The sequence below is a fragment of the Bradyrhizobium sp. dw_78 genome (genome assembly GCF_018449525.1).
In the GTDB taxonomy this organism is placed as follows: Bacteria; Pseudomonadota; Alphaproteobacteria; order Rhizobiales; family Xanthobacteraceae; genus Bradyrhizobium.
Map to the genome: position 1 here is coordinate 13,435 of NZ_JAAVUS010000017.1, position 21,518 is coordinate 34,952.

Consider the following 21,518-nt stretch of genomic DNA (forward strand, 5'->3'; position numbering starts at 1 on the left):
CTGATTCCATCAGAACCGTGGGGCTAACCCGCGGCCGCCATCAGTACCTGCTCCAACTCCTCATCGAGTTCGCGCCCTGTCTTGGCGACCTCGTCGTTTCCAAACTGCCTAAACAGCGAGGACGGCAGATCATATTCAAAGACCGCGCGGCCCTGCTCGTTTTCGTAGAGAACGATGCGCAGCGGTGCGTATAGACCTGCGGCCAGGCGGTGGCGCGTCATGCGCTCGGCCGTCAACGGATTGCCGATCTCGAATTGGATCGCCTTCTTCGCATGTCCCTCGGCGGCAACGAGCGCCCCATGATCGCGAGTCTCGAACAGCCAGAGTTTTGGCCCGGTGGCGCGCCGTTTCTCGATCTCTGCGGTATTCGCGCTTGTCAGCAGTTTCCTGAGCTGGGGATCGAGCGCCGGCACGTCTTTGACGAGTGCATCACGCACGGCTTCAAACGGCCGTCCGCATGCGATCGTGACGTGAACGACTTCAACGGTCGCGGTGCGCATCATGGCCTGTGGCATTGCCTGCTCCTCTTGCGATTTCAGGAAGGCCGGCGGATCGGCGTTCACCTTGTCTTTGTGGCGAGCAAGCCGTGCGGAAACCCTTATACACCACGAGCTTGGCGTTCCTGACGATCTTCGCCGTCAGCCTACCGGAAATTCGATGGCAACGATCTGGTCGTCGCCGCCATGCAGGATCGATGTCGGCAATGTGATCTTCTTCAGATCCTCCCTGACGTCGGTTTCCGAGAGGGCCCCGATCGCCCGGTGAGCCGCCATGACGCTCGCGCGCGGCGGCTGGCCGCTGGCCGTTATGGTCCTACCGGGCGCGATCCGTGGTCACCAGGCGGGCTTCCCGCACGGTTCCCTTGCTGCCGGCGACGCGAAGGCAGGAAGCGTCCAGATTGGGCCAAGCCTGCTGGGAACAATCCCGGCCGGGCGGATGAACATCGAGGCGGTCGGCCTTGGCGAGCGCGTGCGGGACGCTGGCTTCGACCTGCGGCGCAAAGCCGGGCAGGAGGGTGAGGCCGGCGGCGATGACGGCAGCAACAGCAATGGCTGAGAGAGCTTTGATCATGACGGTCCCCTGTTTGATCGAGCCGTTCTGGCCCGTCGTTTCGTTGACGGATTGGTAACCATCAGCCGTTTCGGGATGTCTTCGCGATAGGCGAAAAATGGTTTCGTCCCGCCGCGGTTTTGTTTCGTCGTATTTCCCCGGACGAAACACGCGGCCCGTTGAGAAGACGCGGCGACCCCGCAGAGGGTTCGAAGGCCGGCCTGAAATAAAAATCCGCGATTGGACCGGGGACGCGGAACCGGCCTGCCTTGCGACGCCGCCCGGGCCGGGGTAGAGGGGATGATGCCCCGCATCGCGCTGTATCCCGGCTCCTTTGACCCCGTCACCAACGGCCATCTGGACGTGGTCCGCAACGCCGTCGGCCTGTGCGACCGGCTGATCGTCGCCATCGGGGTCCATCCCGGCAAAAAGCCGCTGTTTTCCGTGGAAGAGCGCCTGGAGATGCTTCAGGCGGTATTCGGACCGGTCGCCAGCAAGGCCGGCTGCGCCTTCGAATGCACCACGTTCGACGATCTGACGGTTACGGCCGCCAAACGGGTCGGCGCGACGATCCTGATCCGCGGCCTGCGCGACGGCACCGATCTTGATTACGAAATGCAGATCGCCGGCATGAACGAGATCATGGCGCCGGAGGTCCGCACCGTGTTCCTGCCGGCGTCCCCCACCGTCCGCCCGATCACCGCCACACTGGTGCGCCAGATCGCGGGCATGGGCGGGGATGTCTCCGGCTTCGTGCCGAAAGCCGTCGCGGTCCGTCTCAAAGCCAAATTCGCCTGATCGCCCGCCGTTTCGTAAAAATGTTACCCGGCCTGGCGATACGACATGCGCAACACCAAACGCTCTTTCCCTCAATGTCCGGAGTTTCCATGATCCGAATTCTTGCCGTCATCGCCGCGCTGTTCTGCGTGGCGCCCGCGATCGCCCAGTCGCTGCCCGCCAATCTCGACAAGCAGAATGCGATCGTCATCGATACCACCAAGGGCCGCATCGTCATCAAGCTGCGGACCGATCTCGCGCCCCAGCATGCCGAACGCATCAAGCAGCTCGCGCGCGAGGGCTTCTACAACAACGTGCCGTTCCACCGCGTCATGGACGGCTTCATGGCGCAGACCGGCGACGGCCAGAATTTCAACGGCACCGGCGGATCGAAATATCCGAACCTGAAGCAGGAATTCTCCAGCGTTCATTTCAAGCGCGGCATCGTCGGCATGGCGCGGCGCGGCGACAGCGTCGATAGCGCGAATTCGCAGTTCTTCATCATGTTTACCGACGCCCCCAGCCTCGACGGCCAATACACCGTGATCGGCGAAGTCGTGCAGGGCATGGATGTCGTCGACAAGCTCAAGAAAGCGCCGCCCGGTTCGGCCGGCGGCGCCGTCACCGATCCCGACAAGATGGTGAAGGTTCAGGTCGCCTCGGATATCAAGTGAACGATGGCCGCGCCGCGCGACAGGCCACTCGCCTGGTTTGCCGCGGCGCTGCTATTGCCGCTATGGAGCGCATCGGCGCAAGCCGGGCCGGGTCAGGTCGACAGCCTCAAGGACCTGTTCGTTGAATTGCGCAGCTGCTGGCGGCCGCCGCCAGCGTCGCGCGCCAATCCGGGGATCGACATCACCGTTATCGTCAGTTTCAACCGCGACGGCAACATCCTCGGGCAACCCAGAATTAGCTATGAATCGGAACAAGCGACCGATAACGATCGTTTGATGTACCGCGTTGCGGTAATGGAGACATTGCAACGCTGCACTCCAATACCATTTACCGCGGGAATGGCTGGTGCGGTCGCAGGCCGACCGTTTGCCATCCGATTTCGCAACCAGAAACCTCCACCCCAACCCATAGAGAAAAGAGCATGGCTGATCCCGAGAACACTTTGATCCTGGAAACCACCCAAGGTCCCGTGACCATCGAGATGCGCCCGGATCTTGCGCCCGGACACGTCGCGCGGATCAAGGAGCTGGTGCAGGAGGGGTTTTACGACGGCATCGTGTTCCATCGTGTGATCGAAGGCTTCATGGCGCAGACGGGATGTCCGCACGGCACCGGCACCGGCGGCTCCGGCCAAAAGCTCAAGGCCGAATTCAGCGAAGAGCCGCATGTCCGCGGTACCGCCTCGATGGCGCGCGCGGCCAATCCCGACTCGGCCGACAGCCAGTTCTTCATCTGCTTCGACGACGCCTCGTTCCTCGATGGCCAGTACACGGTCTGGGGCCAGGTCACCGAGGGCATGGAGAACGTCGACAAGATCAAGCGCGGCGAGCCGGTGCAAAACCCGGACAAGATCGTCAAGGCGCACATGGCTGCTGACGCGGCTTGAAAACGCGCTGTCATTCCGGGGCATGCGAAGCATGAACCCGGAATCTCGAAATTCCGGGTTCGCATCTTCGATGCGCCCCGGCATGACGTGACGAGACCCAGCTGGAGCGCATCGCGCCATGCGCACCGATCTCTTCGACTTCGAACTTCCCGCCGACACCATCGCGCTGCGGCCGGCCAGCCCGCGCGATTCCGCGCGGATGCTGGTGGTGCAGCCCGATGGCGTCTTGCGCGACCGCTTCATTGCCGATCTTCCGCAATGGCTCGCGCCCGGCGACCAGCTGGTGGTCAATGATACCAAGGTGATCGCGGCGCAGCTTGCCGGTCGCCGCATCGGCCGCGACACCGAACCGAAGATCGAGGCGACGTTGATCAAGCGTCTCGGCGGTTCGCGCTGGCAGGCGCTGGTGAAGCCCGCCAAAAAACTGGCACTGGGCGACATGGTTCGCTTCGGCGGCGAGGGCAGGGTGTGCCTGCTCGGCCAGCTCGACGCGGAGGTCGAGCACAAGGGCGACAATGGCGAGGTCACGCTGTCGTTTTCATTTCACGGGCCGGCGCTCGACCAGGCCATTGCCGATCTCGGCAGCCCGCCGCTGCCGCCCTACATCGCCTCGAAGCGCACCCCGGACGCGCGCGACGCCAGCGACTACCAGACCATGTTTGCGGCAAAGGAAGGTGCGGTCGCAGCGCCTACGGCCGGACTGCATTTTACGCCGCAGCTTGAAGCGGCGTTGCGCGATCGCGGCGTCACGCTGCACCGGATCACCCTGCATGTCGGAGCAGGAACCTTCCTTCCGGTAAAGGTGGACGACACGGCCGGACATAAGATGCACGCCGAATGGGGCGTCGTCACCCGCGACACCGCCGACGCGCTCAACGCCACGAAGGCGCAGGGCGGCCGCATCGTCGCGGTCGGCACCACCTCGCTGCGGCTGCTGGAAAGCGCCACGGCGGAAGACGGCACCATCGAGCCGTTCACGGGCGAGACCGCGATCTTCATCACGCCGGGCTACCGTTTCCGCGCGGTCGATATCCTCCTGACCAATTTTCACCTGCCGCGGTCGACGCTGTTCATGCTGGTGTCGGCCTTCTCCGGCCTCGACACCATGAAGCGGGCCTATGCCCACGCCATCGAAACCGGCTACCGGTTTTATTCCTACGGCGACGCCTGCCTGCTGTTTCGTGATAAGGCAGGCGGATGACCTCGGCTAATTACTTTGAACTTCTGGGATGCGACGGCGAGGCCCGCACCGGCCGGCTGACGACGCCGCATGGCGTGGTGAACACGCCGGCCTTCATGCCGGTTGGCACGGCCGGCGCGATGAAGGGCGTGCATTGGCGTGAGGTGCGCGAGGCCGGCGCCGATATCGTGCTCGGCAACACCTATCATCTGATGCTGCGGCCGGGCGCCGAGCGGATCGCGGCGCTGGGCGGCCTGCAGAAATTCACCGGCTGGCAAGGCCCGATGCTGACCGACTCCGGCGGCTTTCAGGTGATGTCGCTGTCTGAACTGCGCAAGGTCAGCGAAGACGCGGTCACCTTCCGCTCGCATATCGACGGCGCCAAGATCGAACTGTCGCCCGAACGCTCGATCGAGGTGCAGCGGCTGCTGGGTTCCGACATCGCGATGCAGATGGACGAATGCGTGCGGCTGCCGGCCGAGCGCAGTGATATCGAGCGTGCGATGCAGCTCTCGCTGCGCTGGGGCGAACGCAGCAAGCGCGCGTTCGAGACCGCGCCGCAGGGCTACATGCTGTTCGGAATCGCGCAGGGCGGCGATATCGCCGAGCTTCGCCAGGCCAGCGCGCGCGGCCTGGTCGAGATCGGCTTTCACGGCTATGCGATCGGCGGCCTCGCGGTCGGCGAGCCGCAGTCGGTGATGCTGGCGATGATCGAGGAGACGGCGCCGATGCTGCCGCAGGATCGCCCGAGATATCTGATGGGCGTCGGCACGCCGGAAGATCTGCTGGAGTCCGTCGCGCGCGGCATCGACATGTTCGATTGCGTGATGCCGACCCGCAACGGCCGTCACGGCGTGGCGTTCACGCGGTTCGGCCAGGTCAATCTGCGCAACGCCCGCCACGCCGACGATCCGCGGCCGCTGGATGAGGAAAGCCCGTGGCCGTCGGCCCGCACTTATTCGCGCGCCTATCTGCATCATCTCGTGAAGTCGGGCGAGGCCTTGGGCGCGATGCTGCTGTCGGAGATCAACATCGCCTATTATCAGCAATTGATGCGCGGCATCAGGAGCGCGATTTCACAGCGGACGTTGGCGGATTTTCGTGAAAATGTCCGGGCGGGGTGGTCGCAGGGCGACATCGCGCCGCGGTGAACCAAGCTGCCGCGATGGCCGAGGATATGACCGAGGATCGGTGGCCTCGTGGTTCTCCAGGCGATGCGACGCATCGTCCGGAGACGCGCTGCTTTTGCCGCGCTCCTCACCATGAGGGTTCAAGAGAACCTTATCCTGAGGAGGCACGAATGCGCCGTCTCGAAGGATGAAGCCACGGAACTGAAAGACGCGCTAGTTGCAGGCGAACCGCTTGAATGCATGCTTGGTGACGAAACCATAACCGCAGGTGTCGCAGGTCCAGAGATAGCTGACGACATCGTCGGCGACAAACGCGGACGCTTCCGCGGCCACCATCGAGTCGGCGCAAACGGGGCAGGTCGGAAGATCGCTTCCACGCGGGCCGGGTCTAATCGGCGTGACGGTCGACAGGACTTCAGCGATTGCTGCCATCGTGACCTCCATGCGGTCTGAACCTGTCGAGACCCTACACCGATTTCTTTGAAGATGTCGCAACACAAATGCGTAGGATTTACGTTATTTTACCGCGTTAAAATCTGCTCGGGAGTCGTTCAACTTTTTGCAATGCAACGAATTTGTGACTCGCGATTATTCCAGCTTGCGCGCGAACGTCGCAGATGGTGGTGTTGCCGATGACCGGAGCCCATCTGTGTTGCGGTCGAACACATGCTGAATTAGCCGTCAGCGCATGATCTTATCGGCCAATCGTTCACATTTTAGCCGATGATGTGATGTGAGATGCACGATTAAGTTTTCTAAGTTTTTCTGGAAACGTCTTGCATAAGGGGAACTGAACATGGACGCGCCTTCATCCGCCAGTGCGACGCATCGTCCCGGACGTGGCCACGTTTTCGACAGCATCGTGGATGCGTTCGGGGACACGCCGATTGTGCGCCTGCGCAAATTGCCGCAGCAGCACGGCGCGCACGCGACCATTCTCGCTAAGCTGGAATATTTCAATCCGGCGGCGAGCGTGAAGGACCGTATCGGCGCGGCGATGATCATCGCGATGGAGAAGGCGGGCGTGATCAATGCCGACACGGTGCTGATCGAGCCGACGTCGGGGAATACGGGAATAGCGCTGGCCTTCGTCGCCGCCTCGCGCGGCTATCGGCTCAAGCTGGTGATGCCGGAGTCGATGTCGATCGAGCGGCGCAAGATGCTGGCGTTCCTCGGCGCCGAGATCGTGTTGACGCCGGCGGCCCAGGGTATGAAAGGTTCGATCGCGGCGGCGGAGGAGATCGTGCGCACGACGCCCAACGCGGTGATGCCGCAGCAGTTCAAGAATCTCGCCAATCCTGAAATTCACCGCCGCACCACGGCGGAGGAAATCTGGAACGATACCGGCGGCAATATCGATTTCTTCGTGGCCGGCGTCGGCACCGGCGGCACCATCACCGGCGTCGGGCAGGTGTTGAAGCCGCGCAAGCCCTCGTTGCGCGTCGTCGCCGTCGAACCGGAGGAAAGTCCGGTGCTGTCCGGCGGCCAGCCTTCCCCGCACAAGATCCAGGGCATCGGCGCCGGCTTTATTCCGGAGATTCTCGACCGCTCGGTGATCGATGAGATCGTCAAGATCAGCAGCGCCACCGCGATCGAGACGTCACGCGCGCTGGCGCGCAACGAGGGCATTCCCGGCGGCATTTCCTCGGGCGCCGCCATTGCGGCCGCGCTTCAAATCGGCCAGCGGCCCGAAAACGCCGGCAAGACGATCCTGGCGATTGTGCCGTCCTTCTCCGAGCGGTATCTATCGACGGCCTTGTTTGAAGGAATCTAGTCAAATGGTGGCAGACCAACCGCGCCGTCCCAGGACGATGAACGATGCCCGCAGCGAAGCGGAAGCCGCGTTCAAGAAGGCCACGACCAAAGCGCCGGAGGCGCCGCCAAGGAAGGCGGCGCCGCTTCCTGGCGTGAAGGAATTGGTTTCGCTACGGATCGATCAGGACGTCCTGCAATACTTCCAGGAAGGCGGGCCGGGATGGCAGGAGCGGATCAACGAGGCGCTTCGCAAGGCGGCCGGGAAATAACGCGCCAATCCTGGCGGTCGCGCAGCAGAACATAACAGCAAAATACAACAGTCGGCTGCCGGTCAGGCGCTGGCGCGCACGCGAAGCGGCGTCGGCGCCTTCAGATTCAGCAGGTTACCGGCGAGGATCAGAATCGCGCCGAGCACGGTGAAGACATCGAGCCGCTCCGAATAAATCAGCCAGCCGGCGGTGGCGGTCAGCGGCACCCGCAGGAAGTCCATCGGCACCACCACCGTCGCGTCGGCGTAAAGCATCGCCCGTGCCAGGCAGAAATGAGAAAACGTGCCGCAGAACGCGATGATGACGCTCAAGCCCCAGACATAGGCGGAGGGCCATGTCCAGACATAGAGACACGGCAGGATGCCGGCCGCCGACTGCACGATCAGCATCCAGAAGATGATCGTGACCGTCTGCTCGGTACGGGTCAGCGATTTGACCATGACAATGGCAATGCCGAAGCCGACCGCGGCGGCGAATGCGATCATCTGCCCCGGATTGAATTCGGTGGTCGCCGGCCGAACGATGATCAGGACGCCGATCAGGCCGAGCACGATCGCGGTGATCTTCCATAGCGTCATGCGCTCGCCGAGAAAGCTCGCCGCGAGGAGGGCGGTCCAGATCGGCGCTGTGAACTCGATCGCCACCACCTGGCCGATCGGAATCAGCGTCAGCGCGAAGAACCAGCCGAGCTGCGCGACATAATGGGAGAGATTGCGCCCGATATGCTGCGGCAGTCGCGATGTCTTCATTGCCGCGAACCCACCGTTCATCCGGATCATCGGATACAGCATGAAGAAGCCGAGCAGGGTCCGCAGTTCCATCAGCTGAAACACGTTCATTTCGCGCAGCGCCGCGCGTCCGGCGATCGCCACGACCAGCATCATGCTGAGCCAGCCGGCCATCCAGAGCGCGGCTTTCGGTTTCGAAGGGATGCGGTTCATCAGCGGGCCGGTGCAAGTTCAGCAGAGGATATGATCGAACCGCCGGTATCGGCGACGCCGCGCCGATTTGCAACGCGCAAATGGGCCGGCGCAATGCCCGATTTCGCCGTGGGAAAACCCGCCGATTTGATGCTAAGGACTTTGCCGTTCCATGGCTCGCGGTTTCGGCGCGCACGTCCAACGGGCGAACCGCGATCTCGAAGTTCCGGTCGAGCCGTCCAAATCGGCGGTTGCCGACAACAAAGCTGGAGAAGATGCCCATGCATGTCCCGCAACCGGCCTGATCGACGCCCGTGCCAAGGTCGAGATCACCGCATCGTGCCTGCGGCGTAGACGATCAACCCATCCCTGCATGCGGATATTCCGCAACACGCGGTCGTGACTTCAACGCGGCCGGCGCGGCAAATCACCAAGGAACACATCTCCGATGAATAAACGATCGCTGTCCGCGGATTTCGTCACCGCCTTTGCCACCGGCTGGCCGGAGCACCAGCCTGACATCCTGGTGCTGTCGCTGACCACGCACAAGGGCAGTCAGGACTTTGCGCTCACCAAGGAGCAGGCCCTGTTGATCGCAAAAACCATGAAGGAAACTGCGTCGCGGCTCGCCAAGCCCAAAGCGAGCTAACAGCGCTGAAGCCCTGCCGGTTCTGATTCAATCAGAACCGGCAGGGCTTCAAGAGCGCGCTGGGATTTAGGCGGGTCTCTAGGAGCGCGTCAGCGAAATCGTGGCGCCGCGGAACTGGCTCTCGGCCCGGATCACCACCGATTGCCGATTGCCGCGGGTCGTCAACGAGATGTTGGCGTTGAATCCGGCGGCGCTGGCGACCACCTGGAAATTCCCGTTGCTTCCACGGCCCTCGATGCTGCCGTTGATGTTGCGGCTGCTCTCGCTCCAGACGCCGCTGATCGTGCCGCCTTGCGCGACGATGTTGGTCTTGAGGTCGAATTTGTAGCTGTCGCTGGCGCAGGTGAGAGTCTGGTTGAGGCCGCGACCGCCCTCGCCAACAGCATAGGAGGCGCGGCAGCGAATGCGCTCGGTCGAGCCATCATCGAGGGTGACTGTCCCGCCGCCGGACCAGAAGCCGGCCATGCCGGTGAACGGTCCCGATTGGGCGTAGCTTGCGGTGCTGGTGGAGACGGAAGCCGCGAACAGGGCCATGAACAAGGCTGCGGCTCCGAAGATCAGGCCCTTGAACGCTGCGAGGGCGCCGGCGGACCGGCCTTGTTTTTTACTGCCGCGACGCTTCCCAACGGCCGCTGCAAGGTATGCCTGCTGATGCCCCATTCCACTTCCCCGCTCCGGCATTGCCATTGAGTTGGCCATTGGCGTACGCACCATGCAGTGAAACACGCACAAGGCCCTCGCGCCCGACACTCCCGGAAACATCAGCACCCGGCGCAGAGATCTTTCCGTCTGCCACCGTAAGTGTGGAGCTTGAGGTCGGTTCGCAACTGCCTGTCTTGGTCACAACCGTGACATTCCACAATCCGTCATAGGGGGTCTGGGCCGTCGCGGGGGCCGCAATGAGGCCGGAAGCAGCAACGAAAAATGAGCTAAAAAAAGCCAAACGAATGCGTTGGTCGCGCATGAATCAGGATCTCCGATCTGGGTGAAGGAGCGACTTATTCCGTTACAATGTGTTCAAAATTTGCTGCGTCGCGTCAACCCGGATCGCTCCCGTGGCACTGGACAACTCAAAATGAAGGTTATTTTATCAACTAGAACAATAGCTTGCCCTGTTAACCCAGATCTGCCGTTTTTCACAATATCTGCCGTTCTCACGGCTTAAAGCGCAAGTTTCGGCGCGCTGGTGGCAAATTCCTCGTCCTGCGGCTTGGCCGGCAGGGAATTGTGGGCTTGAGCGTATTTTATGACCTCGACCAGAAGTCGTTGGCCGAGCGGCGCCAGCGCGCGCTCCCAGAGCTGACGCGCCGTCTCGCCTTTTTTGACGAAAACCCAATCCTGGGCGGCGATCGCGCCGGCATCCATGCGGTCCGCCAGATGGTACACGGTGCCGCCGGCAATCGGGTCGCCTTCCTTGATGGTCCATTCGACCGCGGCGATGCCGCGGTGCCGCGGCAACAGCGAGGGGTGATAACCGATGCCGCCGAATTTTGCTGCCGCCAGCGCCTCCTTGCTGACGCGCGCATGGCTATGCGCCGTTACGATCAGGTCGGTGCCGGGGGCAATTTCGGAAGCCACGACCAGCTTCGGATCAGCCTGCACGGTCACTTCGATGCCGGCGGCACGGGCCGCCGCGGCCAGCCGGTCTTCGGCGTCGGCCACGACCACCCGGACAATATCGACGTCCTGCTGGCGCAGGGTATCCAGGGTCGTCACGCCGAAATGGCGGGAGCCGACAAGGGTGATCCGCATGATGTCTGTTCCGTTCCAAGCCGTGTTTTTCCGTCGATAACATGCCGGGGTCTGCCGTCACGCCGCCTGCGTTCCCGCGCAGCGGGTTATCAACAGGGGCGGTCCGGGAAGCCCGCGAGGCGATGGACCGGCTCTATCAGCGTTCGATCCCGACCAGAAGTGCCCGCACGCTCATGGCGGCATGCTTGCGGCGGTGAGGCGGCGCAAGTTTGAAAGGCAAACGTCGACCGCTAGAGATCTATCGGTCCGATTGAAGCGGAACCGGGCTCCCGTCATTCACCTCAGTATTCGCCTTAGTTCAAGCCAATCGACGATGCGTGCGCCCGCGTTACGGGCGCGGTGCGAAGACGCTCCGATCGCATATCGAGGCAGCGCCGCAGTTCGGCCCCGCTTTGCTTGATCTGGTTGCGGAGTTCACGGCTCTCGAAGGCCGTCAGCGATGGCATGCTGAGATGTTGCCAGGCGACTCTCTGCCGCTCCTGATGCTCACGAATGTTGCGTTCCAGAACATCCGGTTCGGTCATGATCGAGGGCCCGCTTTCAAGGTTGGTCCACCGCAGGTTGCACATCCCATACTTAACGGATGATTAACGGCGATGCGCCGACCGGATTCCTTTGCGGAGCAGGGCCTGGGCCGAAGCAAGCCGAATGTACCGGAGTAACTCAGATATTAACGATTCAATCTTAATTTGAAGGACGGGAATCACAAACTCTTGACGCTGCGCCTGGCGCGGCAAGCATGGGATGGGATGGGGAATGCCGAAGCTGCTCAATTTGTTCTCGAACCGCTCGATCGCCGCAAAGCTCGCCGTGATGACAGTCGCCGGCGCGATCAGCATGGCGCTGGTCGCCGTCACCGTGCTCCTGATCGCCCGCAACCAGCTATTCACCGAGCGCACCGAGAAGGCGCACGCCATCGTCGATGCCGCCTGGCAGATTGCGGATACCTTTCAGCGCGCCGCTGCCGCGGGCCAGATGACGGAGGAGGAGGCAAAGGCCCGGTTCTACGCCGCCGCCGGCGCGATCTGGTACGAGGGACACACCAACTATGTCTTCATCTACGATACCGAAAGCGGACTTTGCGTCCTCAATTCGTCCATTCCGGGCCTCGTCGGCAAGGACATGCGGCAGATCAAGGATGCCAATGGCTTCCCCTTCGCGACCAGGCTGATTGATATCGCCAAGCAGGGCGAGGGCAGTGTTCGCTATACCTTCATGCGCAGCAGCGCGGATCCGACGCCGCTCGACAAGGTCGCCTATGCGCGAGGTTTCGCCCCGTGGCATCTGATGATCGGGGCCGCCGAGTACATATCGGATGTCGATGTCTCGTTCTGGTTGATGGCGCGGACGGCGTCGGCCGTGATCGCGATTCTGATGCTGCTGTCGATCGGGATCGCCTGGGCGATTACGCGCAGCGTGGTGCGGCCGCTGACCGGCTTGAAGGAGCGCATGGCCTCGCTCAGCACCGGCGAACTCGACGCGCCCGTCGCCAATGCGGATCGCCCCGATGAAATCGGCCAGATGGCGCGCACCGTCGAGGTCTTCAGGGGCGCCATGATCGACGCCAATCGCCTGCGCGATGACCAGGCGGCGGCGGAGTTGCGGCAGGCCGAGCGGCGCAAGGCCGATATGAACCGGCTCGCCGATCAGTTCGAGAATGAGGTGGGCGAAATCATCACGCTGGTCTCGACCGCGGCCGGCCAGTTGGAGGCTTCGTCCAGCACCTTGAGCAAGACAGCCGATACCGTTGAAAAGGTCAGCCAGCGGGCATCCAATGCGTCCGGCGACGCTTCCGCGAATGTCCATTCCGTCGCCTCGGCCAGCGAGGAGCTTGCTTCCTCGGTCGGCGAAATCAGCCGCCAGGTCGAAACATCCGCCCGTATCGCCGGGGAGGCGGTCGAGCAGGCGCAGCAGACCGATGCGCGGATCAGCCAGTTGTCGCAGGCCGCGGCCAGGATCGGCGACGTCGTCGACCTGATCCAGACCATCGCCGGCCAGACCAATCTGCTCGCGCTCAACGCCACCATCGAGGCGGCCCGCGCCGGCGAGGCGGGCAGGGGCTTTGCGGTGGTCGCCGCCGAAGTGAAGACGCTGGCCGAGCAGACCGCAAAGGCCACGGGCGAGATCAGCCAGCAGATCACCGACATCCAATCGGCTACCCAGGATTCGGTGACGGCGATCAAGGAGATCGGTGCAACCATCGGAAGGATTTCGGAAATCTCCTCCGCGATTGCCTCCGCCGTCGAGGAGCAGGGCGCCGCCACCCAGGAAATTTCCCGCAACGTGCAGCGTGCCGCCGAAGGCACCACGCAGGTCGCGGCCGATATTTCCGACGTCCAGCGCGGTGCGTCCGAGACCGGCGCCGCGTCGTCCCAGGTGCTGTCAGCCGCGCAGTCGCTGTCGCGGGAGAGCGAGCGGCTGCGGCGGGGCGTCGGAAATTTCATGAACAATGTCCGGGCAACCTGAAGATCGCCGGCCGGTCCAGCGAGCGTTGCGATTGGTTTGATGAGTTCCGGCGACGGCGTGCCGCCGGAAGCAAGGCTGTGGAAGGCTTTGCACCCGGTTATCAACAGCTGTGGTTTGTTGCGCAGCAAGCCTTTGTACGAGAGAGCAGATTCCAAAAATAGCGGCTGTGGATAGGCTGTGGATAAGCTCCGCATCGATCGTCGCCGCGGCCAGGGAAGCTCGGGCGAAACGCCATCCGTGTTTTGAAAGGGATGTCCAGCCCGAGGCCGAGGACACAGGGATTCGCGTGGCACCTGCTGCAAGTTGCCGAGCGAGATAAATACAATTCTTTAAGGCCCTGATGGTTGAATTAAAGGGCCGCACCGCCGCGCGGCCGATAGCCGGGCGCCGAGCCTTCAACCTACCCCAGGGCGAGCGTGCGCCCGGCTATTTCGCCGGCGCAAGCCCTTTGGCCCGCCGCATCAGCTAAGGTCGGCCGCGCTTTCCCCGACGCGCTATGGTACGCGCGGGATCCGGTGTCCGGTCGTCATACGCATATTGCCGCAACGGCTGTTGAGATAGGCCCCGATGCGCCCGGCCAATCCCGGCATTCCCGGGCGGAATTTGTCGCTGGGAACAACCGTCGTTTCCGACGTCGGGCCCGCGATCACGATCGGATGCGTCGGGCTCCAGGAGCCGTCCATGTTGTAGAAAAATTCGCTGCAATTCGCCTGCGCGTGTGCGGGAGACGCCATTGCGGAAAGACCCAGGCCGCCGGCCATGACAAGTCCTGTCAGGATGCCTGTTTTTCGTTGGAGGGCGGTTGGATGCAGGCCAGGGACGCGACGGTTTTGCAGGGCCGTTACCTCGCTCAAAGGATGAGTGACCCGCATATAGCACGCAGATTACCGCCTGATGTCAGATCTCCGGCAAAAAGATCGATTTCAGCGGCCCGCTTGTATCGCGTCCATGCCCGAGGGCGGACGGATGGCGGACAAGGACAGCTGTCGAAGGCGCATCGGAGGCGGGCCATCGAAAAAATGCCGCCTCATCCCCGGGCCGTGGGGGTGCCAGGATGAGGCGGAGTCAAGGGTCATATGAGCTTGGCGCCGCCGCGCCTCGCAACATCAAATGTGCAATGAGGATTCGGGCAACTTGGGGGCGGGGCAGCAAGTCTTTGACGCTTTAAATAAACCACGGACTTTGCCGGAACGGATCGATCCGCCGCGAATGTCTTCGGGATTTCAATCGGCGACGCGACCTTCGCCGTTCAACCAGCCATGGATGATGTGCCATTTGTCGCGGCCTCTGCCCTGGAATTTCAAAAGGGGCGATTGCGCGTCCTTCATCTCGAGATAGAACTTCAGGGAATCTCTGCCGGTTGCCTGCTCCGGTCCGATAGGCTGCGTTTTGATCCATCGATCCCATTCGTGGACGATCAGGCGCTTGGCTTCTTCACGTTTCATCGCGTACCCCACCGCGCTCTTTTTTCGAGACGGCGGCAGAATTTGCGGCAAATATTACAAAACTATTTGCCGCACTGATGAAAGTCGGCGGTATCCGCCACGTTTCCTGGAAGCAGCACGAAAAGACCGCCCGAAGGCGGTCTCCCCGAGCCTGATGACTATTCGCTCTCAAGCCGCGTGCGCCGTTCCCCCGCCGATCATCAACCCAGCCACCTTGGCGCCGCCGTCAATCTAAGCGGCGCCGGAAGCGCCTGGGAAGGAAAAAAGAGGGGCATGATGCGCAAACCGGAACGGCGTTGCCGACACGACACAACGGCGCATGCCGCGGCAGGTGGACGCCGAAGACCCGGCACCTCCGACCCCGGTTCTGATTCAATCAGAACCGATGAGGTTCTCATCCATCGGATGGTGCCGTAAGGAGGGTGCAAATAAAAGCCGCCCGAAGGCGGCTTCCATTGCGCTGTGTTCTTTCTTTAGGCTTGGCTGAAGCGGACTTCACCGCGGCGCGTGCGGCGATAGCTGACAAGGCCGATGCCGGCGAAGCCGAGCAGCAGCATTCCCCAGGTGGAAAGCTCGGGAACGGCCGCAACCGGTGCGAAGGCAACGCCCTTGAAATCGCTGTCGGCCGGAGCCGCGGCGAGTTCGTCGAATGTCTCATCCCCCGGCAGGCTCGTCGCGGAAAGCGAGTCCGTGATGCCGTACAAATAGGTCTGGCCGGTGTCTGTCAGTGAGAAGCTGGTCGCAAACAACTCGACTTCCTGCTGGCCATTCACCGTCACAACTTCTCCGGTCAGACCGTACAAACCAGAAGTGCCCGAACTGGCGCTGCTTGATACCAGGTGCAAACCATTGGCCAAGGTGTAATCGAGGACCCACGAGCCATTCACAAGGCTCCACTTTTGCAGCCCGCCGTCGCCGCCGTTGCCGCCCTTGGTGTTCTTCGGATCGCCACTATCGGCGACATAGAGCGTGGTGGAGTTCGCGAAAAAGAAGCTCTCGGGGCTGAGGTTGACTTTCTGGCCGCTGTTCAGGCCGTTCGAAGTCGCCGAAGTGATCGTGATCAAGCCTGCGTTATTGGTGCCGAATCCGGGAAGCTGTGCCGGCCCATTGCTGCCATTCGCGACGGACGTGGGCGGTGAGCCGGCATTGCCCAGCGTGCCGATAAAATCGCGATTGTTCGAACCGCCCTTGCTGTCAACCGATGTGTAGAGCGTGTTGTTGTAGATTTGCACATCGCGCGTGTCTTGAGACGTACCGCCGCCGGCATCGTTGCCGGTGATCGAGGTTGCCGACTTGCTGCCCAGTGTCGTGTAGAAGACGCCGCTGGTGCTGTCCGATCCGGCATTGCCTTGACCTGACACGTAGAATGACTTTCCGTCCGTGGTGTAGACGCTGCGCGGATTGTTTTGATCGAAGACGTTGTACAGCGCAGTCGATGTATCGACGCTGCCATTGGCGCCGATCAGCGCGACGACGCGCGAAACAGGGGTATAGGACTGACCGGTCAGGCTGCCCGATTGTCCGAGCGCCTTGTTCGACGAATCAGGGCCATAGGCGCCCGGATTGGCATTGAACGCATTGGCGTTCACGCCGTAGCCCATAATGGTGAGATACTGGCCGTTGCCGGAAAGCTGTAACGTTCCTTCGGAAGAAGAGCCATACTCGCCCGAGATGGCGACATTGTTTCCGGATGCCGTTTGCGGGAGCGTCATCGAGCCCGCGAAAGTGGTGCTGCTGGTGCCGTTCAGGCCATATTCGTACAAGGTCAGCGGAGCGGCCTGATTGTCGGAATAACTGCCGGTGTTGCTGCCGTCGCCTTCGACCGAAACAACGAGATCGCCGGCGGTGAAGGAGCTGAACGTCTGCGCGGAAGCGCTTTGCGCAAAAGCTCCTGCCGCCACCAAGGTGGCAAGCAAAGTAAGATTAGATTTTAACATGAGCCAGTCCCCGAAAATAAATGCTGGCCCCGCTATGTGATGCTTACGTGACCTTCGCGCGCGGCAATATCTGTGGCGATCATTACAGTTATGTGACAAATGTATCAGGGTGGGACGCCGTGTGGCCGGTGCCATCATCCCTTCAGGCAATCATCGATAAATCCGAGGTCAGCTTTTGAATAAATCCTCCGAATAAATCGCGGGTACCGGATTCGGATTTCTCGGCCCGCCGAGGATATCGAAAGACAGCGATCACCATCACGCTGGCCGCGCAATAAGCGGGAAGATGCGCGGATTGCGCTTAAAATTTCAGTTCAATATCCACAGGGGGAATTTGCGCCGAGCCATTTCGCTGCCAACACGGTCCCGACGGCGAGATTCGGAATATCGCCCATCTGGCCCGTCCCGTGCCGGGACGGCTTTGAGCCGTCGTGGCCTCTTCGCCTCGCTTCAAGTTGCGGCTGTATTGCTACAGACAGCCCCGCTGGCACCCGATAATGTTCCGCTCCTCAGATTCCAAAAAAGCCGAAGGACGACTGACATGCGAGCCCAGATCACACTCCCAGCCATACTCGTTGCGTCTCTGTTGGGATCGACGATGGCCGCCGTCGCGCAAACCGGCGAGTTCGCCAGCCCGGTCCCCGGCCAAGTCGTTCACGAAGGCTGGGCGCTGCAGGATGAGTTGCAAAATGCGCGGTCCGGAATGCCCGGCAAATCCGCGAATCCGCTTCGCGCCAAAGCCCGCTATGACGGAGATTCCAATTCAGCCGGTCGCGCCGCAATCAGCGGCAAGGCGAAGAGCGAGCAGTGAGGTCAGATCTGACGGCCCTCGGCCAGATACCGGGGCCGTCGTCGATCCCGACACTCGCGCGCAGGGGGGCGCCTCGCGCTTTCGCAGAAACAGCCGAGTTTCGGCGGCGGCCGGCCATTCTGGCGTATTTTCGCTTGCGGCCTGATCCTCGGTGTGACGCGGCCTCAGCGCCACAATCCGTACGAATTCCATTTCGATTCCGGAATGATCGAACCGACCTGATATTCGAAGGAAAGCACCTTCAAATGATCGGGTGACGCTTGGCACTTGAACGAAAATCGATACCAATTCCCGGCGCTGCGAAATGCGCCACCGGTGCCAACCAGCAAATCTCCCAGATGCCTGGGCGCTGACATCACATCGGATTTCGCCCGATCGGGACTGAACCCGCTATTACCGTGGCCGATACGATTCATCGCCTCATAGTCGCATATCTGCTCGAGCCGAACTTGCGGGTCCAAATGCTTCAGGCTGGCTATGAATCTCGGGTCGGCGGCGAGGGCGGGTGTGAGGGCAGCAGTTGCGAAGAGGCAGGTCAGCGCAGGAATTTTCATTACCAGTCTTCTGAAGTGATTGATCGCGAGTCGGGGGAACGGGCGCCGGACGGGAGTTTATAGAAAGCGCCCCTGTTTTTGTGGACAACCGCTTTCGACCATGCAGCGTGGTCTGGAAAGTGTCGATGCGCGCAAGGCTTGCATGGTGAGCGCGGAGGGACTCGAACCCTCGACCCCATGATTAAAAGTCACGTGCTCTACCGCCTGAGCTACGCGCTCACTCGCCGCGCTGTGTAGGGGGGCGACGGTTGCGGGTCAATAGCCGACCAGCCGTTGTCCCGCGACAGCAATGACGCGGTTTACTTTGTATTGCAAGCATTTAGCGGCGTATCTTCAAGGTCCGATCAGCCGACAATCCACGGCCAATCAATTGACCTCGCGATGAATGTCCGAAGTGACCTTCTGGGAAGCGCCGATCACCGTCGGCAGCGTAACGGGCCGCAGCCCGATCAGTTCCGCGGTGCGCACCGCGCTGTTGCGCCAGAACGCGAAGGTGTTGAGCCGCGAGGTCTCGAGAATGGCGATCGCCACCGCCGACAGGAACGGTAGGCTCTCCAGCACCAGCACGGCGGCGAACACATAGATTTCCCAGACCTGCTTGGCATTGTTCGTCACGACCAGCACCGCGGCGCCGAGCAGCAGCAGCACGCCAATGACGGCTTCCCAGAACGCCTGGAATTCGATCGACATCCGCGACAGGCCGCCCTTGGAGGTGCGGGAAAACGGCAAATGCTCGGTGATCAGGCCCTGGGCCACCGCGCGGGACACCGTCCACTGCACCGACATCGCCGCGATCATGGCCCCCAGCATTTGTCCTGATTTGATGTGGACGCGCAGCCGGTACAGCACCACGAAATGCGTCAGCGAGATCACGAAGGCCGCGATGATCGGAAAGGTCAGGATTTTGTCGGGGACGGAGATATCGGCGAAAGCGACGATCGGCACCCAGATCAGGTTCAGGAGCGCGACCAGCACGCCCAGGCTTTCGGCGCCGAGCCAGTTGAGCCAGCCGAGCGTGAATTCGCGACGTTGGTCGGGCGTCAACCGGCTCGCGCCGGGCAGGAAGCGGCGCCAGTGCTTCTTGACAATCTGGAAGCCGCCATAGGCCCAGCGATGGCGTTGCTTCTTGAAGGCCTCGTAGGTGTCCGGCAGCAGGCCGCGGCCGTAGCGGGTGTTGGTGTAATAAGTCAGCCAGCCATGCTCGATGATGGCGAGCCCGAGATCGGTGTCTTCGCAAATGGTGTCGCCGGCCCAGCCGCCCGCCATATCCATCGCGGCGCGGCGGATCAGGCACATGGTGCCGTGGACGATGATGGCGTTGGCCTCGTTGCGCTGGACCATGCCGATATCGAAGAATCCGGCATATTCGCCATTCATGATGTAGTGCATCAGCGAGCGGTCGCCATCGCGATGGTCCTGCGGGGCCTGCACCAGGCCGACGCGGGGATCGGCGAACACTGGCACCAGATCTTTCAGCCAGTTCGGCTCCACGACATAGTCGGCGTCGATGATGCCGATGATCTCGGCATCCGCGGCGGTGCGATCCATGGCGATCCGCAACGCACCGGCCTTGAAGCCCTTGACCTTCTCGGCATTGATGAACTTGAAGCGCTCGCCCAGCGCGCGGCAATGGTCCTGGATCGGTTGCCAGAATTCAGGATCTGGCGTGTTGTTGATGATCACGACGCATTCGAAGTTCGGGTAATCCAGCCGGGCAACCGCGTCGAGCGTCTGCTTGAGCATGTCCGGCGGCTCGAAATAGGCCGGAATATGGATCGAAACTTTTGGCAGGGCCGTGCCCTCGGGCATGGCGGCCGGCTGCGCGTTGTGCCCGCTCACCAGCAGGCGGCCCGGCGCCCGTCCAAAGGCGATGGCTGCGATTTCCCCGATCCGCGCCATCGCGATCAGGACCAGCGGAACCAGCAGGATTAGGCCCAGCACCAACGCAAACGCCGAACCGAATACGAAATAATGGTCGGTCCAGTAGGCGAACACGGTTGCGGTCCAGGCGCCGATGCCATTCGCCGTGGCCGACAGAACCAGCGATTGCATCACGGTGGGGCGATCGAGACGGAAAATCGGCAGCGAAAGCAGGACGCCGACCAACAGCGCGATCGCAGCCAACTTCCAGTAATTCTCGTTGACGACCGGGCCGGTCCAGGAAAATTTCGGCTCGCGATCGGCGTTCAGGATGCCCCAATAGGGGCCGACGCCGCCTTCGAAGAACTTCCAGGGCTGGTCGATCGACTCGACGATGTTGTATTCCATGCCGATGGCTTCGGCGCGGGCCACGAAATTGCGCAGCACAACGGCCTGCTGGAACGGGCCGGGATCGCCGTTTCTCAGATTATAGCCCTGGCTCGGCCAGCCGAATTCCGCGATGACGATCCGCTTGCCGGGAAATTTGTCGCGCAGGATCTGATAGATGATGATGGCCTGATCGACCGCCTGCTTGCTCGAGAAATTTTCCCAATAAGGCAGCACGTGCGCGGCGATGAAATCGACCGAGGAGGCGAGCTGCGGATTATCGCGCCAGATGTTCCAGATTTCGCCTGTTGTCACCGGTACATTGACGGACTTCTTGACCCGCTTGATCAGCTCGATGAGATCGTCGACCTTTTGCTCGCCGCGATAAATCGTCTCGTTGCCGACGACGATGCCGTTCACATTGCTGTTGTGCCGGGCGAGGTTGATCGCGGATTCGATCTCGCGCTCGTTGCGGTCCGGGTTCTTGTCGATCCAGGCGCCGACGGTGACTTTGAGGCCGAACTCGGCGGCGATCGGCGGCACCATTTCGACGCCGCCGGTGGAGGAATAAAGCCGGATCGCCCGCGTCATCGTCGACAGCTTCTTCATGTCGGCGCGGATTCGTTCGGCGGTCGGGATGTTGTCGACGTCGGGATGGGCGGTGCCCTCGAACGGGGCGTAGGACACGCTCGGCAGCATGCCGGTGAAGTCGGGGGCCTGTTCTTTGTCGCGCAGGAGGGCCCACAGGCCCGCATGGACCGCGGTCACGAACAACAGAACGGCGACGATGGCGCGCATCGCGGCTAAACCATAAGGGGCTGATATGGCAGGGAAACGGATCTGTCCCCGAGATCCGACCAAGTCAGCGGCATATCGAACATATCTCTGCCACGTGATTTAACAACTCTTATGACGACATGGCGTTTTGAGGGCCGCAAGGCCCGAACGCGCCAGTTTCCAACCGGTTCGATGCCGGTTTGGTGGGAACGCGCCGGCCTATTTGGCCGGTGCGGGC

General features: G+C 62.0%; 25 protein-coding genes and 1 tRNA gene. 11 read left to right on the forward strand and 15 right to left on the reverse strand.

The genetic code is table 11. The features are described from left to right. Nucleotides 1-23: 23 nt before the first annotated feature. The 3 genes from HB630_RS27785 to HB630_RS28560 all read right to left on the reverse strand — a co-directional run bounded on the left by HB630_RS27785 (nucleotide 24) and on the right by HB630_RS28560 (nucleotide 1,071). Nucleotides 24-563: a DUF302 domain-containing protein gene (locus HB630_RS27785; RefSeq protein ID WP_346656145.1), complete on the reverse strand. Its 540-nt coding sequence runs from the start codon at nucleotides 561-563 to the stop codon at nucleotides 24-26. Nucleotides 564-638: 75 nt separating this feature from the next. Continuing rightward, complete coding sequence (locus HB630_RS28215) at nucleotides 639-773, reverse strand: lysophospholipase (protein WP_218626264.1); 135 nt, start codon at nucleotides 771-773, stop codon at nucleotides 639-641. Nucleotides 774-813: 40 nt separating this feature from the next. Continuing rightward, nucleotides 814-1,071 carry a hypothetical protein gene (locus HB630_RS28560; RefSeq protein ID WP_249781087.1) on the reverse strand — a complete coding sequence of 86 codons (258 nt, stop codon included), beginning with the start codon at nucleotides 1,069-1,071 and terminating at the stop codon, nucleotides 814-816. A 282-nt stretch (nucleotides 1,072-1,353) separates the two neighbouring features. On the opposite strand from HB630_RS28560, the gene coaD reads away from it, so the two are divergent. From coaD to tgt, 6 genes are all read left to right on the forward strand, one after another. Further along, the gene (gene coaD, locus HB630_RS27795; protein ID WP_213775944.1) at nucleotides 1,354-1,848 is read left to right on the forward strand and encodes a pantetheine-phosphate adenylyltransferase; all 495 of its coding nucleotides are present in this window, start codon (nucleotides 1,354-1,356) and stop codon (nucleotides 1,846-1,848) included. An 89-nt stretch (nucleotides 1,849-1,937) separates the two neighbouring features. Further along, nucleotides 1,938-2,501, forward strand: a complete 564-nt coding sequence (locus tag HB630_RS27800) for a peptidylprolyl isomerase (RefSeq protein WP_213775926.1) — start codon at nucleotides 1,938-1,940, stop codon at nucleotides 2,499-2,501. A 3-nt stretch (nucleotides 2,502-2,504) separates the two neighbouring features. After that, nucleotides 2,505-2,948, forward strand: a complete 444-nt coding sequence (locus HB630_RS27805; RefSeq protein WP_213775927.1) for a hypothetical protein — start codon at nucleotides 2,505-2,507, stop codon at nucleotides 2,946-2,948. Next, nucleotides 2,924-3,388, forward strand: a complete 465-nt coding sequence (locus HB630_RS27810) for a peptidylprolyl isomerase (protein WP_213775928.1) — start codon at nucleotides 2,924-2,926, stop codon at nucleotides 3,386-3,388. Before HB630_RS27805 ends, HB630_RS27810 begins: the two co-directional genes overlap by 25 nt. Nucleotides 3,389-3,506: 118 nt before the next feature. Continuing rightward, nucleotides 3,507-4,589 (forward strand): tRNA preQ1(34) S-adenosylmethionine ribosyltransferase-isomerase QueA, encoded by a 1,083-nt coding sequence (queA, locus tag HB630_RS27815; RefSeq protein WP_213775929.1) that lies wholly within the window; start codon nucleotides 3,507-3,509, stop codon nucleotides 4,587-4,589. Further along, on the forward strand, nucleotides 4,586-5,719 hold the full coding sequence (gene tgt, locus HB630_RS27820) for a tRNA guanosine(34) transglycosylase Tgt (RefSeq protein WP_213775930.1): 1,134 nt from the start codon (nucleotides 4,586-4,588) through the stop codon (nucleotides 5,717-5,719). The genes queA and tgt overlap by 4 nt, the downstream gene beginning before the upstream one ends. A 192-nt stretch (nucleotides 5,720-5,911) precedes the next feature. Here the strand turns inward: tgt and HB630_RS27825 are convergent, their stop codons facing one another. Beyond that, a complete protein-coding gene (locus HB630_RS27825) occupies nucleotides 5,912-6,130 on the reverse strand; it encodes a hypothetical protein (protein WP_213775931.1) in 219 nt (72 codons plus the stop codon). A gap of 364 nt (nucleotides 6,131-6,494) precedes the next feature. Here HB630_RS27825 and cysK point away from each other — a divergent pair, with 364 nt between their 5' ends. Together cysK and HB630_RS27835 are read left to right on the forward strand one after the other, a co-directional pair. After that, the gene (gene cysK, locus HB630_RS27830) at nucleotides 6,495-7,472 is read left to right on the forward strand and encodes a cysteine synthase A (RefSeq protein WP_213775932.1); all 978 of its coding nucleotides are present in this window, start codon (nucleotides 6,495-6,497) and stop codon (nucleotides 7,470-7,472) included. A 7-nt stretch (nucleotides 7,473-7,479) separates the two neighbouring features. Then, nucleotides 7,480-7,722, forward strand: coding sequence for a BrnA antitoxin family protein (locus HB630_RS27835; protein WP_213775945.1), 243 nt, complete (start codon nucleotides 7,480-7,482; stop codon nucleotides 7,720-7,722). A 62-nt stretch (nucleotides 7,723-7,784) separates the two neighbouring features. Here the strand turns inward: HB630_RS27835 and HB630_RS27840 are convergent, their stop codons facing one another. After that, complete coding sequence (locus HB630_RS27840) at nucleotides 7,785-8,663, reverse strand: DMT family transporter (protein WP_213775933.1); 879 nt, start codon at nucleotides 8,661-8,663, stop codon at nucleotides 7,785-7,787. A 427-nt stretch (nucleotides 8,664-9,090) separates the two neighbouring features. Here HB630_RS27840 and HB630_RS27845 point away from each other — a divergent pair, with 427 nt between their 5' ends. Then, on the forward strand, nucleotides 9,091-9,291 hold the full coding sequence (locus tag HB630_RS27845) for a hypothetical protein (RefSeq protein WP_213775934.1): 201 nt from the start codon (nucleotides 9,091-9,093) through the stop codon (nucleotides 9,289-9,291). A 78-nt stretch (nucleotides 9,292-9,369) separates the two neighbouring features. Here the strand turns inward: HB630_RS27845 and HB630_RS27850 are convergent, their stop codons facing one another. From HB630_RS27850 to HB630_RS27860, 4 genes are all read right to left on the reverse strand, one after another. After that, entirely contained in the window at nucleotides 9,370-9,951 is a 582-nt protein-coding gene (locus HB630_RS27850) for a hypothetical protein (RefSeq protein ID WP_213775935.1), read from the reverse strand. Further along, on the reverse strand, nucleotides 9,896-10,255 hold the full coding sequence (locus tag HB630_RS28565) for a hypothetical protein (protein ID WP_249781088.1): 360 nt from the start codon (nucleotides 10,253-10,255) through the stop codon (nucleotides 9,896-9,898). Before HB630_RS28565 ends, HB630_RS27850 begins: the two co-directional genes overlap by 56 nt. Before the next feature lie 197 nt (nucleotides 10,256-10,452). Beyond that, a complete protein-coding gene (locus HB630_RS27855) occupies nucleotides 10,453-11,043 on the reverse strand; it encodes a formyltransferase family protein (RefSeq protein ID WP_213775936.1) in 591 nt (196 codons plus the stop codon). Between the two features lie 293 nt (nucleotides 11,044-11,336). Next, nucleotides 11,337-11,567 carry a hypothetical protein gene (locus HB630_RS27860; RefSeq protein WP_213775937.1) on the reverse strand — a complete coding sequence of 77 codons (231 nt, stop codon included), beginning with the start codon at nucleotides 11,565-11,567 and terminating at the stop codon, nucleotides 11,337-11,339. A gap of 232 nt (nucleotides 11,568-11,799) precedes the next feature. On the opposite strand from HB630_RS27860, the gene HB630_RS27865 reads away from it, so the two are divergent. Next, nucleotides 11,800-13,509, forward strand: a complete 1,710-nt coding sequence (locus HB630_RS27865; protein ID WP_249781089.1) for a methyl-accepting chemotaxis protein — start codon at nucleotides 11,800-11,802, stop codon at nucleotides 13,507-13,509. A gap of 494 nt (nucleotides 13,510-14,003) precedes the next feature. Here the strand turns inward: HB630_RS27865 and HB630_RS27870 are convergent, their stop codons facing one another. The 3 genes from HB630_RS27870 to HB630_RS27880 all read right to left on the reverse strand — a co-directional run bounded on the left by HB630_RS27870 (nucleotide 14,004) and on the right by HB630_RS27880 (nucleotide 16,870). Continuing rightward, a complete protein-coding gene (locus HB630_RS27870; RefSeq protein ID WP_213775938.1) occupies nucleotides 14,004-14,270 on the reverse strand; it encodes a hypothetical protein in 267 nt (88 codons plus the stop codon). 462 nt (nucleotides 14,271-14,732) lie between these two features. Beyond that, nucleotides 14,733-15,005 (reverse strand): hypothetical protein, encoded by a 273-nt coding sequence (locus HB630_RS27875; protein WP_249781090.1) that lies wholly within the window; start codon nucleotides 15,003-15,005, stop codon nucleotides 14,733-14,735. Nucleotides 15,006-15,427: 422 nt separating this feature from the next. Further along, complete coding sequence (locus HB630_RS27880; protein ID WP_213775939.1) at nucleotides 15,428-16,870, reverse strand: hypothetical protein; 1,443 nt, start codon at nucleotides 16,868-16,870, stop codon at nucleotides 15,428-15,430. 562 nt (nucleotides 16,871-17,432) lie between these two features. Here HB630_RS27880 and HB630_RS27885 point away from each other — a divergent pair. Next, entirely contained in the window at nucleotides 17,433-17,702 is a 270-nt protein-coding gene (locus HB630_RS27885) for a hypothetical protein (protein WP_213775940.1), read from the forward strand. A 164-nt stretch (nucleotides 17,703-17,866) separates the two neighbouring features. Here HB630_RS27885 and HB630_RS27890 read toward each other — a convergent pair whose 3' ends face one another. The 3 genes from HB630_RS27890 to HB630_RS27900 form a co-directional block, all read right to left on the reverse strand. After that, on the reverse strand, nucleotides 17,867-18,256 hold the full coding sequence (locus tag HB630_RS27890) for a DUF930 domain-containing protein (protein ID WP_213775941.1): 390 nt from the start codon (nucleotides 18,254-18,256) through the stop codon (nucleotides 17,867-17,869). A gap of 143 nt (nucleotides 18,257-18,399) precedes the next feature. After that, nucleotides 18,400-18,475, reverse strand: a tRNA-Lys gene (locus HB630_RS27895). 147 nt (nucleotides 18,476-18,622) lie between these two features. After that, nucleotides 18,623-21,301 (reverse strand): glycosyltransferase, encoded by a 2,679-nt coding sequence (locus tag HB630_RS27900; protein WP_213775942.1) that lies wholly within the window; start codon nucleotides 21,299-21,301, stop codon nucleotides 18,623-18,625. Nucleotides 21,302-21,518: the final 217 nt, after the last annotated feature.

Bases quoted from the DNA above. Each gene is read 5' to 3' on its own strand.
- HB630_RS27865 (WP_249781089.1), top strand. From the start codon at position 11,800: ATGCCGAAGCTGCTCAATTTGTTCTCGAACCGCTCGATCGCCGCAAAG.
- HB630_RS27855 (WP_213775936.1), bottom strand. From the start codon at position 11,043: ATGCGGATCACCCTTGTCGGCTCCCGCCATTTCGGCGTGACGACCCTG.
- queA (WP_213775929.1), top strand. From the start codon at position 3,507: ATGCGCACCGATCTCTTCGACTTCGAACTTCCCGCCGACACCATCGCG.
- HB630_RS27860 (WP_213775937.1), bottom strand. From the start codon at position 11,567: ATGACCGAACCGGATGTTCTGGAACGCAACATTCGTGAGCATCAGGAG.
- HB630_RS27800 (WP_213775926.1), top strand. From the start codon at position 1,938: ATGATCCGAATTCTTGCCGTCATCGCCGCGCTGTTCTGCGTGGCGCCC.
- HB630_RS27845 (WP_213775934.1), top strand. From the start codon at position 9,091: ATGAATAAACGATCGCTGTCCGCGGATTTCGTCACCGCCTTTGCCACC.
- coaD (WP_213775944.1), top strand. From the start codon at position 1,354: ATGCCCCGCATCGCGCTGTATCCCGGCTCCTTTGACCCCGTCACCAAC.
- HB630_RS27840 (WP_213775933.1), bottom strand. From the start codon at position 8,663: ATGAACCGCATCCCTTCGAAACCGAAAGCCGCGCTCTGGATGGCCGGC.
- HB630_RS27870 (WP_213775938.1), bottom strand. From the start codon at position 14,270: ATGGCCGGCGGCCTGGGTCTTTCCGCAATGGCGTCTCCCGCACACGCG.
- HB630_RS27825 (WP_213775931.1), bottom strand. From the start codon at position 6,130: ATGGCAGCAATCGCTGAAGTCCTGTCGACCGTCACGCCGATTAGACCC.
- HB630_RS27810 (WP_213775928.1), top strand. From the start codon at position 2,924: ATGGCTGATCCCGAGAACACTTTGATCCTGGAAACCACCCAAGGTCCC.
- HB630_RS27885 (WP_213775940.1), top strand. From the start codon at position 17,433: ATGCGAGCCCAGATCACACTCCCAGCCATACTCGTTGCGTCTCTGTTG.
- HB630_RS27890 (WP_213775941.1), bottom strand. From the start codon at position 18,256: ATGAAAATTCCTGCGCTGACCTGCCTCTTCGCAACTGCTGCCCTCACA.
- HB630_RS27850 (WP_213775935.1), bottom strand. From the start codon at position 9,951: ATGGGGCATCAGCAGGCATACCTTGCAGCGGCCGTTGGGAAGCGTCGC.
- cysK (WP_213775932.1), top strand. From the start codon at position 6,495: ATGGACGCGCCTTCATCCGCCAGTGCGACGCATCGTCCCGGACGTGGC.
- HB630_RS27805 (WP_213775927.1), top strand. From the start codon at position 2,505: ATGGCCGCGCCGCGCGACAGGCCACTCGCCTGGTTTGCCGCGGCGCTG.
- HB630_RS28565 (WP_249781088.1), bottom strand. From the start codon at position 10,255: ATGCGCGACCAACGCATTCGTTTGGCTTTTTTTAGCTCATTTTTCGTT.
- HB630_RS28560 (WP_249781087.1), bottom strand. From the start codon at position 1,071: ATGATCAAAGCTCTCTCAGCCATTGCTGTTGCTGCCGTCATCGCCGCC.
- tgt (WP_213775930.1), top strand. From the start codon at position 4,586: ATGACCTCGGCTAATTACTTTGAACTTCTGGGATGCGACGGCGAGGCC.
- HB630_RS28215 (WP_218626264.1), bottom strand. From the start codon at position 773: ATGGCGGCTCACCGGGCGATCGGGGCCCTCTCGGAAACCGACGTCAGG.
- HB630_RS27900 (WP_213775942.1), bottom strand. From the start codon at position 21,301: ATGCGCGCCATCGTCGCCGTTCTGTTGTTCGTGACCGCGGTCCATGCG.